Annotated in this window: 18 protein-coding genes; 7 read left to right on the forward strand and 11 right to left on the reverse strand. The window is 70.7% G+C overall.

What is annotated here, in order from left to right; translation table 11 throughout:
* Nucleotides 1-71 precede the first annotated feature (71 nt).
* Entirely contained in the window at nucleotides 72-1,853 is a 1,782-nt protein-coding gene (gene ggt, locus AB0917_RS28315) for a gamma-glutamyltransferase (protein ID WP_366822520.1), read from the reverse strand.
* Between the two features lie 104 nt (nucleotides 1,854-1,957).
* Here ggt and AB0917_RS28320 point away from each other — a divergent pair, with 104 nt between their 5' ends.
* Nucleotides 1,958-2,716 (forward strand): hypothetical protein, encoded by a 759-nt coding sequence (locus AB0917_RS28320; RefSeq protein WP_366822521.1) that lies wholly within the window; start codon nucleotides 1,958-1,960, stop codon nucleotides 2,714-2,716.
* 13 nt (nucleotides 2,717-2,729) lie between these two features.
* On the opposite strand, the gene murJ is transcribed toward AB0917_RS28320, so the two are convergent.
* The gene (gene murJ, locus AB0917_RS28325; RefSeq protein ID WP_366822522.1) at nucleotides 2,730-4,379 is read right to left on the reverse strand and encodes a murein biosynthesis integral membrane protein MurJ; all 1,650 of its coding nucleotides are present in this window, start codon (nucleotides 4,377-4,379) and stop codon (nucleotides 2,730-2,732) included.
* A 282-nt stretch (nucleotides 4,380-4,661) separates the two neighbouring features.
* Between murJ and AB0917_RS28330 the strand changes: the two genes are divergently transcribed.
* Together AB0917_RS28330 and AB0917_RS28335 are read left to right on the forward strand one after the other, a co-directional pair.
* Entirely contained in the window at nucleotides 4,662-5,876 is a 1,215-nt protein-coding gene (locus tag AB0917_RS28330; RefSeq protein ID WP_366822523.1) for an Ig-like domain-containing protein, read from the forward strand.
* Between the two features lie 137 nt (nucleotides 5,877-6,013).
* A complete protein-coding gene (locus AB0917_RS28335; protein ID WP_366822524.1) occupies nucleotides 6,014-7,615 on the forward strand; it encodes a CocE/NonD family hydrolase in 1,602 nt (533 codons plus the stop codon).
* A 32-nt stretch (nucleotides 7,616-7,647) separates the two neighbouring features.
* On the opposite strand, the gene AB0917_RS28340 is transcribed toward AB0917_RS28335, so the two are convergent.
* From AB0917_RS28340 to AB0917_RS28360, 5 genes are all read right to left on the reverse strand, one after another.
* Nucleotides 7,648-8,514 (reverse strand): amino acid ABC transporter permease, encoded by an 867-nt coding sequence (locus AB0917_RS28340; RefSeq protein ID WP_366822525.1) that lies wholly within the window; start codon nucleotides 8,512-8,514, stop codon nucleotides 7,648-7,650.
* Complete coding sequence (locus tag AB0917_RS28345) at nucleotides 8,511-9,155, reverse strand: amino acid ABC transporter permease (protein WP_366822526.1); 645 nt, start codon at nucleotides 9,153-9,155, stop codon at nucleotides 8,511-8,513. The genes AB0917_RS28340 and AB0917_RS28345 overlap by 4 nt, the downstream gene beginning before the upstream one ends.
* Before the next feature lie 16 nt (nucleotides 9,156-9,171).
* Nucleotides 9,172-10,101 (reverse strand): glutamate ABC transporter substrate-binding protein, encoded by a 930-nt coding sequence (locus AB0917_RS28350; RefSeq protein WP_366822536.1) that lies wholly within the window; start codon nucleotides 10,099-10,101, stop codon nucleotides 9,172-9,174.
* Nucleotides 10,102-10,178: 77 nt separating this feature from the next.
* Nucleotides 10,179-10,922, reverse strand: a complete 744-nt coding sequence (locus tag AB0917_RS28355; protein WP_366822527.1) for an amino acid ABC transporter ATP-binding protein — start codon at nucleotides 10,920-10,922, stop codon at nucleotides 10,179-10,181.
* A gap of 149 nt (nucleotides 10,923-11,071) precedes the next feature.
* Complete coding sequence (locus AB0917_RS28360; RefSeq protein WP_366822528.1) at nucleotides 11,072-11,512, reverse strand: DUF6278 family protein; 441 nt, start codon at nucleotides 11,510-11,512, stop codon at nucleotides 11,072-11,074.
* 80 nt (nucleotides 11,513-11,592) lie between these two features.
* Between AB0917_RS28360 and AB0917_RS28365 the strand changes: the two genes are divergently transcribed.
* The 3 genes from AB0917_RS28365 (at nucleotide 11,593) to AB0917_RS28375 (ending at nucleotide 13,278) form a co-directional block, all read left to right on the forward strand.
* Nucleotides 11,593-11,778: a hypothetical protein gene (locus AB0917_RS28365; RefSeq protein ID WP_366822529.1), complete on the forward strand. Its 186-nt coding sequence runs from the start codon at nucleotides 11,593-11,595 to the stop codon at nucleotides 11,776-11,778.
* A 132-nt stretch (nucleotides 11,779-11,910) separates the two neighbouring features.
* Entirely contained in the window at nucleotides 11,911-12,228 is a 318-nt protein-coding gene (locus tag AB0917_RS28370; protein ID WP_366822530.1) for a hypothetical protein, read from the forward strand.
* Nucleotides 12,229-12,498: 270 nt separating this feature from the next.
* Entirely contained in the window at nucleotides 12,499-13,278 is a 780-nt protein-coding gene (locus tag AB0917_RS28375; RefSeq protein WP_366822531.1) for an SDR family oxidoreductase, read from the forward strand.
* A gap of 107 nt (nucleotides 13,279-13,385) precedes the next feature.
* Here the strand turns inward: AB0917_RS28375 and AB0917_RS28380 are convergent, their stop codons facing one another.
* From AB0917_RS28380 to AB0917_RS28395, 4 genes are all read right to left on the reverse strand, one after another.
* Nucleotides 13,386-14,132 carry a Clp protease N-terminal domain-containing protein gene (locus AB0917_RS28380; protein ID WP_366822532.1) on the reverse strand — a complete coding sequence of 249 codons (747 nt, stop codon included), beginning with the start codon at nucleotides 14,130-14,132 and terminating at the stop codon, nucleotides 13,386-13,388.
* Nucleotides 14,133-14,196: 64 nt separating this feature from the next.
* Entirely contained in the window at nucleotides 14,197-14,976 is a 780-nt protein-coding gene (locus AB0917_RS28385; RefSeq protein ID WP_366822533.1) for an exodeoxyribonuclease III, read from the reverse strand.
* A gap of 76 nt (nucleotides 14,977-15,052) precedes the next feature.
* Complete coding sequence (locus AB0917_RS28390; protein ID WP_366822534.1) at nucleotides 15,053-15,706, reverse strand: MBL fold metallo-hydrolase; 654 nt, start codon at nucleotides 15,704-15,706, stop codon at nucleotides 15,053-15,055.
* A 12-nt stretch (nucleotides 15,707-15,718) separates the two neighbouring features.
* The gene (locus tag AB0917_RS28395; protein ID WP_366822535.1) at nucleotides 15,719-16,996 is read right to left on the reverse strand and encodes an alpha/beta fold hydrolase; all 1,278 of its coding nucleotides are present in this window, start codon (nucleotides 16,994-16,996) and stop codon (nucleotides 15,719-15,721) included.
* Between the two features lie 60 nt (nucleotides 16,997-17,056).
* On the opposite strand from AB0917_RS28395, the gene AB0917_RS28400 reads away from it, so the two are divergent.
* Nucleotides 17,057-17,140: siderophore-interacting protein (locus AB0917_RS28400; protein ID WP_366822537.1), on the forward strand; the 84-nt coding region annotated here is incomplete at its 3' end.

Here is a 17,140-nt window from a genome sequence, read left to right on the forward strand (position 1 = left end):
CAGTACGGCCTGCAGGCGGCTGCGGGCATCGATAATGGCCTGGACGTCGTTCAGGCCCTTGTCGGCCTGCCTCAGTTGCGCGCGCGCCGACTGGGCGCCGCCGCCAGCCAGCGGCCGTCGGGCAGCCGCTGTACGCCGGTGGCGGCGCCGATCTCCGGGTTCTGCCGGAAGGCGTGGCCGAGCGCTTCGAGCTCGGCGCGGACCGGGCTGTTCCACAGCTCCGGCTCGACCTCGGTGGCCGCCGCGTTGCGCTGACTGGCGCGCGGCGCGGCGATCGCCTCGACGAGCGGCAGCCCGCGGTCGAGGTGGCCGGTCAGGGACTGGAGCACGGTGGTGATGATCGTGGCGCCACCCGGCGAGCCGAGGGCGAGGACCGGCTTGCCGTCCTTGAGCACGATGGTCGGTGACATCGACGACCTGGGCCGCTTGCCCGGACCCGGCAGGTTCGGGTCGTGCACCGCCGGGTTGGCCGGGGCGAAGGAGAAGTCGGTCAGCTCGTTGTTGAGGAGGAAGCCGCGGCCGGGAACGGTGATGCCGCTGCCGCCGGTGGACTCGATCGTCAGGGTGTAGGAGACGACGTTGCCCCACTTGTCGGCCGTCGTCAGATGCGTGGTGTTCTCCCCCTCGAACGTCGTCGGCGCGGCCGTGCCACCGCCCCCGCACCGTGCCGGGTTTCGCGGGTCACCGGGCGCCACCGGGCTGGTCAGCACCGCGTCGTCCCTGATCAGGCAGGCGCGCGCGTCGGCGAACCGTTGGCTCAGCAGCTCCTTCGTGGGGACGTCCTCGAAGGCCGGGTCGCCCACCCAGCGCCCCCGGTCGGCGAAGGCGATCCGGCTCGCCTCGATGAGCCGGTGGAGGTAACGGGCCTCGTCCGCCCGGGAGAGGTCGGTGGACTCCAGCATGTTGAGGGCCTGGCCCACGGTCGTACCGCCGGACGAGGAGGGCGCCATGCCGTACACGTCCAGGCCCCGGTAGCCGACCTTCGTCGGGCTCTGCCGGAGCGTGCGGTAGGAGGCGAGGTCGCCCCGGGTCAGGTCGCCGGGGCGGACGGTCCGGGTGGCCTTCGGGTCGACGGGCGGCTTGCGGACCGTACGGACGATGTCGTCGGCCAACTCGCCCCGGTACAGCTCCCCCACGCCCTTGCGGCCGAGCTTCTCGTACGTACGGGCCAGGTCGGGGTTCTTGAACACCGAGCCGACGACGGGCAGTTGACCACCGGGCAGGAACAGCTTCGCGGAGGCCGGGAAGTCGGCGAAGCGGGCCTGGTTGGACGCGGTCTGCGAGCGGAAGGTGTCGTCCACCACGAAGCCGTCCCGGGCCAGGCGTTCGGCCGGTCTCAGCAGCGTACGAAGGGACTTGGAGCCCCAGGCGTCGAGTGCTCGCTCCCAGGTGGCCGGGGTGCCGGGGGTGCCGACGGAGAGGCCGCTGGTGACCCCCTCCTCGAACGGGATGGGCTCGCCGTTCTCCAGGAAGAGCGAGGCGTCCGCGCTGCGCGGTGCGGTCTCGCGGCCGTCGATGGTCTGCACCGTGCGCTTCTTCGCGTCGTAGTGGACGAAGTAGCCTCCGCCGCCGATGCCCGCCGAGTACGGCTCGGTCACGCCGAGCGCGGCGGCGGTCGCCACGGCCGCGTCCACCGCGTTGCCGCCCTTGCGCAGCACCTCGATCCCGACCGCCGAAGCGTCCCGGTCGACACTGGCGACCGCTCCCCCGTGGCCCACCGCCACCGGGGACTTGGGCGGGGCCGGAGGCCGGTGGGTGGCTTCCACGGAGCCGGCCGGGGCGGCGGCCCCGACGGAGACGACCACGGCGAGGGCGGCCAATATCGACATGTTCCGGCCGACGGAACGGTGCATACGAACCTCCAGTCAACGGATCTCCGCGCAGGTTAGCCCCGCAGCACCCGGATCGTCAGGACCGCCTCGTACGGATACCCGAATGACCGATAACATGCCCGGCCATGACGGACGACGTGCGCAACATCGTGCTGGGCGTGATAGCCGCCGGAATCAGTGCATCGCTGGGCTGGCTGGCCCGGACCTACCTCGTACGGCGCAAGCTCCGCCGCAAGCAGGCGTTCTTCGGGCTGCCGACCCACTCCGAGTGCCTGCTCGTCGTCAACCGGTACGCGGGCGCCGAGGGGTCCGTGCACCGTCACGACGTCTTCGCGCTGCTGGAGCTCTCCGCGCTGATCAAGGACTGCGGGGCGAAGACGCAGATCGTCACGCACGACGTGGCGCAGCAGGGGTTCGGAGACCGTACGGAGTTCTGCGTCGGCGGCCCGACCACCAACCAGCGGGCGGCGGCTCATCTGCGGACCCTGCTCCCCGGCATACGGATCACCACCGGGGACCCGGGCCCGGACCGGGTCGCCTACCGGATCGGCTCGGAGCACTACCGGATGGACCGCGGCACGGAGGAGTACGTGCTGCTCGCCCGACTGACGGTCGGTCAGGAGGCGCGCCCCGTCTTCCTGTTCTGCGGGCAGCGGGCCATCGACAACCAGGCTGCGGCCCGTTATGTGGTGCGCCACCACGAGAAGCTGATGCGCAAGCACGGCGACAAGTCGTTCTGCCTGCTGCTGAAGGTGGTCAACTCCGAGGCGTACGGCCCCGATGTGGTGGAGCTCATCGGCGATGTGACGCGCGTGGCGCTGGCTCCCGTACCGGCCGACCCCGCCCCCGCCCCCGATGGCGAGGGCGAGGGCGAGGGCGGCTGAGTGGGCCCCACCCTCAGCGCCGCAGCCGTGAGCGGCCCGCCGCCACCATCGCGCTGATCTCCGTGAGCCCGAACGGCCGGGCCAGCAGCACCACCACGAGCAGCAGCGCGAGGGTCCCCGCCCCGGCGGCCGCCACGTCGCCCGCGCCCTCGGCCGCGCGGGCCGCCGCGTAGGCGAGCGCCCCGGCGGGCAGGCAGGCGGCGATCAGCCGCAGGTGCACGCCGAGGGTGGGCGAGCGCAGCAGGGACCCGGTGGCGGTGGCCGAGGTCCGCCGGGACAGCACGTACCCGGTGACGGCGAAGCCGACGAAGAAGGCCACCGTGCTCGCCGCCGCCATCCCGGTCACGGCCCAGCGGGCGGGCAGCACCCAGTAGGCGGCCGCCGAGAGGCCGGCGTTGACGGCCGCGACCACCAGGTTGAGCAGGAAGGGGGTGCGGGTGTCGCTCATCGCGTAGAAGCCGCGGGAGAGGACGTACTGCCCGGAGAAGGCGATGAGCCCGGGGGCGAAGGCCATCATGATGCCGGCCATCACCATGATGTCGGCGTCGGTGGTGCGCCCGTACCCGAAGACGGAGCCCATCACCCAGGGCGCGAGGACGAGGAACGCGGTGGTGGCGGGCACGATGACGGCGGCGCTGGTCCGCAGGGCGTACGCGACGTCGCGCCGCACCCCGGCCAGGTCCCCGTCGGCCGCCGCCCGGCTCATCCGGGGCATCAGCGCGGTGACCAGCGAGACGGTGATGATGCCCTGCGGGACGACCCAGAGCTGATAGGCGTAGCTGTACGCGGTGTAGCCCGCGCCGCCCGCCACGCCCTGCTCGTGCGCGAGCTGCCCGGTGGTGGTGGAGAGCCGGGTGACGACCCAGTACGCCAGCTGGTTGGTGAGGACCAGCAGCACGAGCCAGCCGGCCGAGCGCATCGGCCGGGTCAGTCCGCTGCCGCGCCAGTCGAAGCGGGGCCGCCAGCGGAACTTCGCGGCGCGCAGGGAGGGGATCAGTGCGAGGGTCTGCACAGCGATTCCGGCGGTGGTGCCCCAGCCCAGGAGATGGGCGTCGGTGTTGGACAGGGTGCCGTCGGAGTTGGCGGCGACGGCGATGTAGAGGCCGAACACCCCGATGATCACTATGTTGTTGAGGACCGGGGTCCACATCATCGCGCCGAACCGGCCACGGGCGTTGAGGACCTGGCCGAGCAGGGTGAAGAGTCCGTAGAAGAGGATCTGCGGCAGGCAGTAGCGGGCCAGCGCGACGGTCAGCTCGGCCTGGCGGCCGTCGTAGTCGGTGTAGACGCCGACGATCAGGGGCGCCGCCGCCACGGCGAGCGCGGTGAGGGCGAGGAGGCCGACGGTGCACAGGGTGAGCAGCCGGTCGGTGTACGCGGCCCCGCCGTCGGCGTGCTCCTTGGCGGCCCGGACCAGCTCGGGGACGAAGACCGCGTTGAGCGCGCCGCCGATGAGCAGGATGTAGAGGATGTTGGGCACGGTGTTGGCGACCGTGTAGCCGTCGGCCGTCATGCCGGTGCCGAGCGCGGCGACGACGACCGCCGAGCGGACGAACCCGGTGGCGCGGGAGACGACGGAGCCCGCAGCCATCACGGCCCCGCTGCGCAGGATGGAATCGGAGCGGTCCGGGGCCTGGTGGGCGACCGGTTCGGTGGCCGTCATCGGCGGGTCCCGGGTATCCGGCTCGACGTGGTGCCGAGGTTTGTGCCCACTGGTCTCTCCCGCGCTCCGAGGTACTGGCCGACGGTGGAGGGTACTCCGCGCGGTCCGGCACCGGTCCGGTGGGGGGACAGGCGGAATCCGACGCCCAGGGGGCGCTGCCCACCATGTATACGGAGGGAACCGCCGGGCGGACAGGCGGAACCCGACATGGGGGAAACGGAACCCGGCAGGGGGGAAATCGCCTCTCACCTGTCGAGCCCTGCTGCCCTGGAGGTTTTTCCGTTGAGTTCCCCACGCCCGCGCACCCGCCCCACCGCCCCGGCCCGCCGAAGCGCCCGGCTCGCCCTGGCCGTCCCGGCCGCGCTGCTCGCCGCCACGCTCACGGCGTGCGCGGGGAGCGGACCGGCCGGCTCCGCCGCGCAGGAGGGCGGGGACGGCAAGGCGCCCGGGACCAGTATCTCGGTGAACCTCCGGGGCAAGGCGGCGGCCCCGGGCGAACCGGTGAAGGTCACGCTGGCGCACGGGAAGCTGAAGACGGTGTCGGTGACCGCGGGCGAGGGCGGTGCGCTGGCCGGGAGGATATCCGCCGACGGCCGGAGCTGGACATCCGAGCGGGTCGCCGCGCCGGGGACCGCGTACACGGTCGAGGCGCGGGACACGGACGGCGGCAGCGACCGGGCCGCGTTCACGACCGCCGAGGCGGAGAAGGTCAACAAGCTCTCGCTCGCGCCGGGCAAGGACACCACGGTCGGCATCGCCCAGCCGCTGTCGGTCGTCTTCGACCACCCGGTGAAGAACAAGGCTGCGGTGGAGAAGGGGCTGAAGGTGTCCACCTCGAACGACACCGAGGGCTCCTGGGGGTGGCTGCAGGACCACTCGGGCAAGGACCGCGTCGACTGGCGGCCCAGGGAATACTGGAAGCCCGGCACGAAGGTGACGCTGGACGCGGAGCTGAACGGCATCGACACGGGCGCGGACGGCGGCTGGTTCGTCCGTGACTACAGGACGACGTTCACCATCGGCGCGGCCCAGGTCGTCAAGGTCGACCTGGACGGGCACCACCTCTCCCTGCACCGCGACGGAGAGCGGGTGCTTCAGGTCCCGATGTCGGGCGGTACGCCGGGCGGCGACAAGGCGTCCTGGCGGGGCACGGCCGTCCTGATGTCCAAGGAGGGCACGATCAACATGCGCTCCGAGACGGTGGGCCTGGGCGATGCCTACGACAAGATGGTCGACTACTCGATGCGGCTGACCTGGTCGGGGATGTACGCCCACGCGGCGCCGTGGAACGCGAGCTACTTCGGCAACGCCAACCGGAGTTCGGGCTGTCTCGGGATGAGCGACGCCGACGCCGCCGCGCTCTACGGGCAGGTGCGGGTGGGCGACCCGTTCGAGATCACCGGCGCGGACGCCAAGGGCACGGTCGCCGAGGGCAACGGATACGGCACGTGGAACGTGTCGTGGGCCGACTGGCAGGCGAAGAGCGCGCTGAAGTGACCCGCTGCCGCCCGCACCACTGCTGACAGCACGTCCAGCAATCGTTACCTTCACGCAACCCACCCGGTAGTTACCAGCGGTAAGCAACCGGGGTTACCGTCGGGTCACTTTGCACTGACACGCGTGAGGAGTGACCCGTGGTACGTCCCCGACCGGCACTGCGCACCACCGCTTCGATCACCACCGCCGCCGCCCTGCTGACCGGAGCCGCCCTCGGCGCGGCTCCGGCGGCCACCGCCGCGCCCGCGACCACCTCGGCGAGCGCGACCGCGCCGGGCCTGACGTTCCACGACATCCCCGGCTCCGGGGGCATCACGCTCAAGGGCAATGTGTTCAGGCCCTCCGGAACTCTGGCCTCGGCCGGGACGAAGCATCCGCTGATCGTCTTCCCGACCAGCTGGGCCATGCCGCAGATCGAGTACCTGGCGCAGGCCCAGAAGCTCGCCGACTCCGGTTACGTGGTGGTGAGTTACACCTCGCGCGGCTTCTGGCTCTCCGGCGGGAAGATCGAGGTGGCGGGCGAGCTGGACATCGCGGACGCCTCCGCCGTCATCGACTGGGCACTGGCGAACACCGCGGCCGACCCGGACCGGATCGGCATGGGCGGAGTCTCGTACGGGGCGGGCATCAGCCTGCTGGCGGCCGGGCACGACCCCCGGATCAAGGCCGTCACCGCGCTCAGCGGCTGGGCCGACCTGATCGACTCGATCTACAGCGGGCGGACCCAGCACCTCCAGGCCGCGGCCCTGCTCGGCGGCGCCGGGCTGATCACCGGCCGCCCCGGCGACGAACTCTCCCGGACGCTCAAGGACTTCCTCGGCTCCAACCTGGACAAGGAACCGGAGATGATCGCCTGGGGCGCCAAGCGCTCCCCCGCGACCTACCTCGACCGGATCAACGCCAACGGCGCGGCCGTCATGATGGGCAACGCCTGGGGCGACACGATCTTCCCGCCCAACCAGTACGCCTCGTTCTACGAGAAGCTCACCGGCCCCAAGCGGCTGGAGTTCCGCCCCGGCGACCACGCCACCGCCGAGCTGACCGGCCTGTTCGGGCTGCCCAACGACACCTGGACGAGCACCCGCCGCTGGTTCGACCGCTACCTCAAGGGCGAGCGCAACGGCATCGACACCGAGCTGCCGGTCCAGCTCAAGTCCCGCAACGACAAGGGGTACGAGGGCTACGCGGACTGGAAGTCGGTGGGCGCGGCCAAGAACCGCGTCGCACTCGACGGTACGAAGAAGGTGTGGGCGAACGTCGACTCCGGCGCCAACGGGGGCGTCACACTGCTCTCCAACGCCCTGGACCAGTTCCTGAAGCTGCCGCCGACCGTCTCCGTACCCCTTCTGCCGCGCACCTTCGCGAGCGTCTGGCAGTCGGAGAGGTACGGCTCCGAGCAGCACATCCGCGGCACGGCCGAGCTGCACACCACGGTCACGAGCACGAAGTCGAGCGGCACGTTCGTCGCCTACCTCTACGACGTGGGGCCGCTCGGGATCGGGAAGCTGGTCAGCAACGCCCCGTACACGTTCCACGGGCAGACGCCGGGCCGGCCGTTCTCCGTCGACCTGGAGCTGTTCTCCACGGCCTACGACGTCCCGGCCGGTCACCGGCTCGCCCTGGTGATCGACACCGTCGATCCGCTGTACATCGAGCACAACCCGACCGGCGCGCAGCTGACCTTCTCCTCGCCCTCCACGGACCCGAGTCATCTCTCGGTCCCGCTGCGCGAGAAGTGATCACCGACTGCTGCCGGGCGGGTGCTGCCCGGCTACTGCCCTCCCGGCAGCAGCTTCCCCGGCTCGGCCGGGGCCATCCCCACCGCCTCCGTCTTCGGATTGCGCCGCTGCCGCCGGGCCATCCAGGTGGCGAACCACGAGAGCAGCATGCACATGCCGATGTAGATCGGAGAGATCACCATCACGACGGGGATGAAGGGAAGATCGTAGTCGAGATTCGACGCGATCAGCTTTCCCGCGTGGAGGAATTCCTCGTAGGTGATCAGGAAGCCCAGTGATGTGTCCTTGAGGGCGACCACCAGCTGACTGATGATGGTCGGCAGCATCGCGCGCAGGGCCTGGGGAGCCAGGACGAACGTCGTGACCTGCGTCTTGCGCATGCCCAGGGCGTAGGCGGCCTCCCGCTGGCCCCGGTCCACGGAGTTGACGCCGGTCCGGAAGACCTCCGCGAGGACCGAGCCGTTGTACAGGGTCAGCCCGGCGACCAGGGCGGGCAGCGCCTGGACCTTCAGCGCCACGAAGATGAAGAAGATCATCACCAGCACCGGCATGGCCCGGAAGAACTCGACCAGCAGGGTGGAGACCCAGCGCACCGGGCGGTGTGCCGAGAGCCGGCCGACCGCGAGGACCGCGCCGAGGGCGAGGGAGAGGACGGCGGCGTACGCGAACGCCTTGAGCGTGTTGCCGAGTCCGCGCAGCAGCAGCTCCTGGATGCCCTTGTACTGGAAGGGGCGCCACTTGTCGGCGGTGAACTGGTCGGTGTCGAAGAGGAGGTAGATGATCCAGCCGACGAGGGCGAGGATCACGGCCGTGGCGGCGATCCCGTACAGGAAGTGCCGTTTACGGGTCCGCGGCCCCGGGATGTCGTAGAGCGCGGTGGCCGAGGGGACATGGGTCATCGTGCGACTCCCCAGCGCTTCTCCATCACGTTGAAGAGCGCACTGATGGTGAGGGTGATGATCAGGTAGCCGACGGCGATCCAGATGAACGTCCAGACGATGCTGTAGCCCAGCTCGTTGAGCGTCCGGTAGGTGCCGAGCAGCTCGGTGACGCTGAACGCCCCGGCGATGGCTGAGTTCTTGGCCAGCGCGATCAGGGTCGAGCCGACGGGCGGGATCACCGAGCGGAAGGCCTGCGGCAGGACGATGTTGCTCAGGGTCTGGCCGAAGGTCATCCCGAGGCTGCGGGCGGCCTCGCCCTGGCCGGTGGGCACGGTGTTGATGCCGGAGCGCAGCACCTCGCAGATGAACGCGGAGGTGTAGCAGCCGAGCGCCAGGACCGCGAAGAGCTGGAAGGGCAGTACGAGTCCGAAGCGGGGCAGGCCGAGGAGGACCGCGAAGAACAGCAGCGTCAGCGGGGTGTTGCGCAGCACGGTCACCCAGACCGTGCCCAGCACCCGCAGCGAGCCGACGGGCGCGACGCGGAAGGAGGCCATGACGAAGCCGAGGGCGAGGGCGAGGGCCGAGGAGTAGACGGTCAGCTCGACGGTGCCGATGAAGCCCTTGCCGTAGAGGGAGAAGTTGTCTGTCAGTACGTCCATGGGTGGCGCCGTCCCCTCAGTTCGCCGGGTAGCGGTCGATCGGCGGCGGGGTCGGCGCGGGCGCTCCGGAGAGTCCCAGCGTCGCTTCGAACGCCTTCTTCCAGTTGCCGTTCTTCTCGTTCGCCTCCAGAGCGTCGTCGAGGGCCGACCGCAGCGCGTTGTCGGAGCGCGCCACACCGATGCCGTACGGCTCCTCGGAGAAGGGCTTGCCGACGACCTTCATCTCCTCCGGCGCCTTGGCCGCGAAGCCCAGCAGGATCGCGTCGTCGGTGGTGACGGCGTCGACCTGGAAGGTCAGCAGGTTGTCGACGCAGATCGAGTACGTGTCGTAGGCGACGAGGACCGCCTTGGGGAAGTCCTCGTCGATGCGCTGGTAGGGCGTGGAGCCGGCCGCCGAGCAGACGGTCCTGCCGTCCAGGTCCTGGGGGCCGTTGATGTCGTCCTCGTCGGTGCGCACGAGCAGCCCTTGACCGGCCATGTAGTACGGGCCGGCGAAGCCGACGAGCTTCTTGCGCATGTCGTTGATGGTGTAGGTGCCGACGTAGTAGTCGATCTGGCCGTTCTGGAGGGCCGTCTCGCGGTTGGCGGAGGCGATCGTCCGGAAACGTATGGTCTTCGGCTCGAAGCCGAGCGAGGCCGCCAGCATCCGGGCGATCTCGACGTCGAAGCCGGAGTAGACCCCGCTGGCCGGGTCCTTCTCGCCCAGGTAGGGCTGGTCCTCCTTGGCGCCGACGATCAGATGGCCGCGCCGCTGTGCCTTCCGCCAGGTGGCCGACTCGGGCAGTTCGAAGCCCTCGTCCACCTGGTAGACGGGCAGCGCCTCGGCCTTCGGCCCCTTGACCGGCGGGCTGCCCTCCTTGCCGCAGGCCGCGGCGAGGACGGCGAGCAGGAGGCAGAGCGCGAGGGCCGCGCCGCGGCGGCCCGTACGGCCCTTGTGGGGACGCAGACCGCTGGGACGCAGAGTGGTGGTACCCGAACTGGTGGGACGCGAAGTGGTGGTACGCGACACGGAAGAGCCCCCCGTCAGTGCTTGAGGATCTTGGACAGGAAGTCCCTGGCACGGTCGCTTTCCGGCGAGGTGAAGAAGTCCTCCGGGGTGCGGTCCTCCACCACGCGGCCGTCGGCCATGAAGACGACGCGGTTGGCGGCGGACCGGGCGAAGCCCATCTCATGGGTGACCACGACCATGGTCATGCCTTCCCGGGCGAGCTGCTGCATCACCTCCAGCACCTCGTTGATCATCTCCGGGTCGAGCGCCGAGGTGGGCTCGTCGAAAAGCAGCGCCTTGGGGTCCATGGCCAGGGCGCGGGCGATGGCCACGCGCTGCTGCTGGCCGCCGGAGAGCTGGGCGGGGAACTTGTCCGCCTGGGAGGCGAGGCCGACCCGGTCCAGCAGTTCCCGCGAGCGCCGGTCGGCCTCGTCCTTCTTCCGCTTGCGGACCTTGAGCTGGGCCAGGGACACGTTGGCCAGCACGGTCTTGTGGGCGAAGAGGTTGAACGACTGGAAGACCATGCCGACTTCGGCGCGGAGCTGGGCCAGCCCCTTGCCCTCCTCGGGAAGGGGCCTGCCGTCGATCAGGATGGAGCCTGACTCGATCGTCTCCAGCCGGTTGACGGCCCGGCAGAGGGTGGATTTCCCGGAGCCGGAGGGGCCGATGACCACCACCACCTCCCCTCGGCCGACGGTGAGATTGATGTCCTGAAGTACGTGCAACTCTCCGAAGTGTTTGTTGACGTCCCTCAGTTCGATCAACGGATCGACGGCCATGCGCTGCCCTACCCACTTGTCGCTGTGTCGAGGTCAGCGCAAACTATCCATCCCGGAAAGGGACTTCGCACCCGACACGCTCAAATAGCACATAAGGCTGTTTATCTCTATTGGAGATTAGTCACGAGACCCGTTCTCGGCAGGGGAGATCAGGTTTCGGCCGACTCCGCGTACACCTGCGAGAGTTCCGGGCTGCCCGCCATCGCCCAGTCCAGCCCGGCGGCGACGACGTCGATCTCCCGCCCGGACTCCAGCCGCACCACGGGCTGCCCGCTCGGCCAGACGTCCCACGTGGCCCCCGGGACGGCGCGGACGATCACGGTGCCCAGATAGAGACCGGCGTCGTTGCCCAGCCAGGGCAGCTCCTCGGCATCGTCGCGCCAGCGCGGGGACAGCTGGTCGAGCGCGGCCAACGAGGCGGGGCTGTCGTCGAGTTCGAGTCCTTGCTGCCCCGCTCGGGCACGCAGCAGTTCGCATTCGGCGAGCAGCTCGGCCACACCGTCGGGATCCGTCTCGACGGTGGACGCGAGCGCGTTCCCCTGCGTACCACCCTGACGCTTACGCCAGTTGTCCAAGAAAGGGATGTTCATACCACTAGGGTCCCATCCTTGCCAGGTTCCGCACCACAGGACGCGCGGGGCCTCGACGGAAGCCGAGGAGGGCGCCGCCCGTGCGGAGAACGATCCTCACCGGCGCGTCGGTGTGTGTCGTGGACGAGTGGTGGACGCGCACCCGACTGTCCGCCCCGGAGCGGGACCACATGTCGGACATCCGGTCGCCGCTCAGGTCCGGGACGGCGACGACGGCCGAGACATTCGTCCGGGACCAGTTGGCCCCGTACACGACTCCCCCGTAAGGGAGTTGACTCCCCTGGTGAACGAGAACGGGCGAGGTCCACACTCTGCCCGCCACCGTGCCCCCGCGCGTGTCAGTCCCCCATGCCATTCTGACCGCAGTCAGGTCGGCGGATCGAGGGGAGACAGAGGCGATGAGGGCTGCGTACTACCGGGCGGAGAGCGAGAGCGGAGACCACATCGAGGACCCGTCCGAGGACGCCCTGTTCATGCTGATCGGGGACCTCAACACCTCGGACAACACCTTCGTCGTCATCCAGCCCGACGAGGACGAACCGGCCTGGTTCACCTCCGTCACGGCTCTGGACGAAGGCGGCTACGAGGTCGTCCGACGCGACACCACCCGCCGCGAGCACGACGTCTCCACCGAGACCGTCATCGATCAGATCGCCCGCGACCTCACCGTCTGGATGGCCGCCCGCGACGAACCGCTCCGCCGCACTGAGCCGTGACTCCTCACGGAATTGATGACATTCGACGGCCAGTCCGCCGCTGCGGATACCAGGCCGGCCATACCGCACGGCCGACGAGCCGCCAGTCCCTACGACTCCACGAGTTCAGCAACGGACAGCTCGACCTGACGAGTCAAGACCTGGTGACGTTCCTCCATGCGCGGCTCGATGAGGAAGCCGACCTGGCCCGACGCCGTGAAGGTGACGGCCGCGGGGAGTGGACCGCCCCTGAGCAGGGACCGTGTACGGGACTGCCCTTAAGGTACGGACATGAGTGCGCAGACATATGTGTCGGACCTGTTCTCCCTGGCCGGACGTGTCGCCGTCGTCACCGGGGGCAGTTCCGGGATCGGGCGGGCCATCGCCGGGGCGCTCGCTCGGGCCGGGGCCCGGGTGGTCGTGGTGGCTCGGCGGGAGGGTGAGCTGGAAGCCACCGTCGGGGAGTTGGCCGCCGAGGGGTGCCGGGCCGCCTGGGTGAGTGCTGATCTGGGGAGTGCCGAGGGGGTGCGGGCGGCGGCCGACGGGGTTGTCGCCGCCTTCGGGGAGCCGGACATCCTCGTCAACTGTGCGGGGATCAACCTCCGGCCGCCCATGGGTGAGCTCGGTGAGGACGTCTGGGACACCACCATGGCCGTGAACCTCAAGGCGCCGTTCCTGCTGGGGCAGCGGTTCGGGCCCGGGATGGCCGAGCGGGGGTACGGGCGCATCATCCACGTCAGCTCGCAGCAGGCCCACCGCGCCTTCGTGAACAGCGGGGCGTACGGGGTGTCCAAGGGCGGGCTGGAATCACTGGCCCGGTCGCAGGCCGAGGCCTGGTCGTCGTACGGCGTCACCGCCAACACCCTGGTGCCGGGGTTCGTGCTGACCCCGCTCAACGAGCGGCTCGCCTCCGATCCGGAGAAGGTCGCCTCGCTCGCCGCCCGTACCTTCGTCGGGCGCAACGGGCTGGCGGAGGACTTCGCGGGGGCCGCGGTGTTCCTGGCCGGGCCCTCCTCCGCGTACGTCACCGGGCAGGCGCTCTTCGTCGACGGCGGGCTCTCGGTGCACTGAGCCCCGGACAGCGCCGACCGGACGGCTTGCTCACAGCGCCGACCGGGCGGCGGGCTCACGGTGCCGTAAGGCCCGGCAGAGCCCGCCGCCCTCCCCCGAACAGGTCGTCAGGAACTCTGCTGCCAGAGCGCGGCCGCCGCTTCCTCCACCGCGGTGGCGACCGCCGCCGACGTCGTCTCCTTGGTGAGGCCGAGGCCGGTCAGCAGGCCGGTGCCGGCCTCGAACTCCAGCAGCGCCAGCAGGATGTGCTCCGTGCCCACGTAGTTGTGGCCGAGCCGTAGCGCCTCACGGAACGTCAGCTCCAGGACCTTGCGCGCGTCCGCGTCGTACGGGATCAGCTCGGGCACCTCGTCGGCGGCGGTCGGCAGGGCGGCCGTCGCCGCCGTGCGCAGGGCGTCCGGTGTCACGCCCCGGCCCGTGACGACGCGGGCCGCGATGCCCTCGGGTTCGGCGAGGAGCCCCAGCACCAGGTGCGCCGGGACCATCTCGGCGTTCCCGGCGGCCTTGGCCTCGTTGTGGGCCGCCATGACGACGTTCCGGGCCCGCTGGGTGAAGCGGCCGAAGCCCTGGCTCGGGTCCAGGTCGGACGGCTCGTCGCCCTTCTTGGTGACGAAGCGCTTCTGGGCCGCCTGGCGGGTGACCCCCATGCTCCGGCCGATGTCGGTCCAGGACGCGCCCGAGCGGCGCGCCTGGTCCACGAAGTGGCCGATGAGGTGGTCGGCCACATCGCCGAGGTGGTCGGCGGCGATGACCGCGCCGGAGAGCTGCTCCAGTGCGTCGGTGTTGGACTTCTTGATGGCCTCGATCAGGTCGTCGAGGCGCACGGACGGAGTGGCGGGAAGAGGCTGCGTCATGCGTCAACCGTAGGTTGACACTCCACGAGTGTCAACCACAGGTTGCCTCCTGGCCTCTCCTCCGTCAGAGGTCGAGGTCCACCACCACCGGGGCGTGGTCGGAGGCGCCCTTGCCCTTGCGTTCCTCGCGGTCCACGTAGCTGTCCTTGACGGCGGCGGTGAACGAGGGGTTGCCGTAGGTCAGGTCGATCCTCATGCCCTTGTTCTTGGGGAAGCGCAGCTCCCGGTAGTCCCAGAAGGTGTACGCGCGGTCGTACTTCAGCGGGCGGGGCAGCACCTCGCCCAGCCCCTCCCCCTCGAGGGCCGAGAGGGCCGCGCGCTCGGCGGGCGTGACATGCGTGGCGCCCGCGAAGAGCGCCGGGTCCCACACGTCCTCGTCGGTCGGGGCCACGTTGAAGTCGCCCAGGACCGCGAACGGCGGCGTCCCCGCCGCGTCCGCCGCCACGGCCTTCCGCAGGGCCTCCAGCCAGGCCAGCTTGTACGCGTAGTGCGGGTGCTCGACCTCCCGGCCGTTGGGGACGTAGACCGACCAGAGGCGCACCGGGCCGCAGGTGGCGGAGATCGCGCGGGGCTCCTCCACCCCGTCGTACTCCGGGCCGCCCGGCAGGCCGGTGACCACGTCGGTGAGGCCGACCCGGGAGAGGAGCGCGACCCCGTTCCACCGGCCCGTGGCGTTGATCGCGGACTCGTACCCCGCCTCGCGCAGGGCCTCGGCGGGGAACTGCTCGGCCGTGCACTTGGTCTCCTGGATGCACAGCACGTCGGTGCCGCTGCTCTCCAGCCAGGCCAGCAGCCTCGGCAGCCGGGCGGTGATCGAATTGACGTTCCAGGTGGCGATGCGCATGGCCACAAACCTAGCGGCTCCCACTGACACTCCGCGCAACCCCGCCGCCCGGCCGGGGGCGGCGGGGTTGCGGCCGTCAGAGCTCCGTGACGCCGCCCGGGGCCAGCCGGTCGTGGTCCGCGCCGCCCAGGGCGCCGATCTGGTTGTCGTAGATCGGCCGTGCCAGGTCGGTGAGCAGGGCGTCGTGGACGTCGATCGCGCGGCGCGGCTTCACCTCGCGTACGTAGTCGATGACCTCGGAGATCTTGTTCCACGGGGCCATCACCGGCAGCAGCAGGGTGTCCACGGGGCGCTCGGGGACGGTGAGCGCGTCGCCCGGGTGGAAGACCGAACCGTCCACCAGGAAGCCGACGTTGGTGATCCTCGGGATGTCCGGGTGGATCACCGCGTGCAGCTCCCCGTGGACGGTGACGTCGAATCCGGCGGCCGAGAACGCGTCGCCGTCGCCCACCGTGTGCACCCGGCCCGGAAACGCGGCCGAGAGCTGATCGGCCACGCTGCGCAGCGTCCAGATCTCCGCCGCCGGGTTGGCCTCCAGGCCGGCCCGCAGCCGTGCCTCGTCGAAGTGGTCCGGGTGCTCGTGCGTGACCAGGAGTACGTCGGCGCCGAGGGCCGCGTCGTCCTCGGAGAAGCCGCCCGGATCGATGACCAGGACGCGGCCCTCCTTCTCGATCCGCACGCAGGAGTGGGTCTTCTTGGTGAGCGTGAGTGCCTGGGGCGATGCGTTCATGGGTCCATCCTGCTACGCGGGCGGGGTGGTTTCCTCCTGGATCACGGCCTGCGCGATCGTGAAGGCGGCGCCCGCTGCCGGGATGCCGCAGTAGACGGCGGTCTGGAGCAGCACCTCCTTGATCTCGGCGGGCGTCAGACCGTTGCGCAGGGCCGCCCGGGTCTGTGCGGCCAGGCCCTCCAGGTGTCCGGAGGCGACGAGCGCGGTGAGGGTGACGCAGCTACGGGTGCGGCGGTCGAGCCCCTCCCGGCTCCAGGCCTCGCCCCACTCGTACCGGGTGACCAGCTCCTGGAAGTCCTCGGTGAACGCGTCGGTGGAGGCGTTCACCGCGTCGACGTGGGCGTCCCCCAGCACCTCTCGGCGGATCTTCGCGCCGCGCTCGTGGCTGCTCTGTGGCTGCGGGCCCACGGCCTCGGGCGCCTCCGGCGCCGCCGCGATCTCCGCGACGGGTGCGAACGGGGCGGCGGGGGTGGCGGGTCCGGGGACGAGGGGCGGGACGAGGGCCGTGGTGGGCGTGTCCTGCCAGGCGGTGGAGAAGTGCGTCAGCAGCAGGTCGCAGACGGCCGCGGGCTGCTCGACCGGGGCCAGGTGGGAGGCGCCGGGGACGAGCGCGAGGCGGGCGTCCGGGATCCCGGCGACCAGGGTGCGTGCCTCGGCGGGCCCGGTGACCTGGTCCTCCGCACCGACCAGGACCAGTGTCGGAACGCCGATCCGGCCCAGGTGGTCGCGGATGTCGAAGGTCGCCAGCGCCTCGCAGGCCGCGATGTAGCACCCGGGGTCGGTGGTACGGACCATCTGCACGGCCCACTCCACGATGGCGGGCTGCGCGGCGGCGAAGCCGGGGGTGAACCAGCGTTCCGGCGCGGTGCGGGCCATCGGCTCCAGGCCGTTGGTGCGGACGATGACCCCGCGCTGACGGAACTCGTCGGCCGTGCCGAACCGGGGCGATGAGGCGACCAGCGCCAGCGAGGCCACCCGGTGCGGGTGGCGCAGGGCCAGGTCGGCCCCGACGGCCCCGCCGATCGAGCAGCCCGCGTAGCCGAATCTCTGGACCCCGAGCCCGTCCAGCGTGGCCAGCAGCCGGTCCCCCAGTTCGGAGACGGAGGCGGCGGCGTGGGCGGGGGCGCCGCCGTGGCCGGGCAGGTCGTAGCGGAAGACCCTCCAGTGCTGGGTCAGCTCGGGTATCTGGCGATCCCACATGTGCCAGGTCGTTCCGAGGGAGGGCCCGATCACCAGGACGGGGGCGTCTTCCGGTCCGTCGAAGCGGTATTGCATGGTTTCCATCGCCATCTCACTCACCCTGCCCACGCTCCCATACCGCTGGGGATGTCATCCCGCCGGGGGCCGCGCATGCGCCGCATCACCCTCGGCGGCGCCGAGCTGCAGGGCTTTCTCAGCGTCGGCAGCGACGACCACGTCAAACTCATGTTCGCC

The sequence above is a fragment of the Streptomyces sp. NPDC007346 genome (assembly GCF_040703535.1).
Taxonomy (GTDB): domain Bacteria; phylum Actinomycetota; class Actinomycetes; order Streptomycetales; family Streptomycetaceae; genus Streptomyces.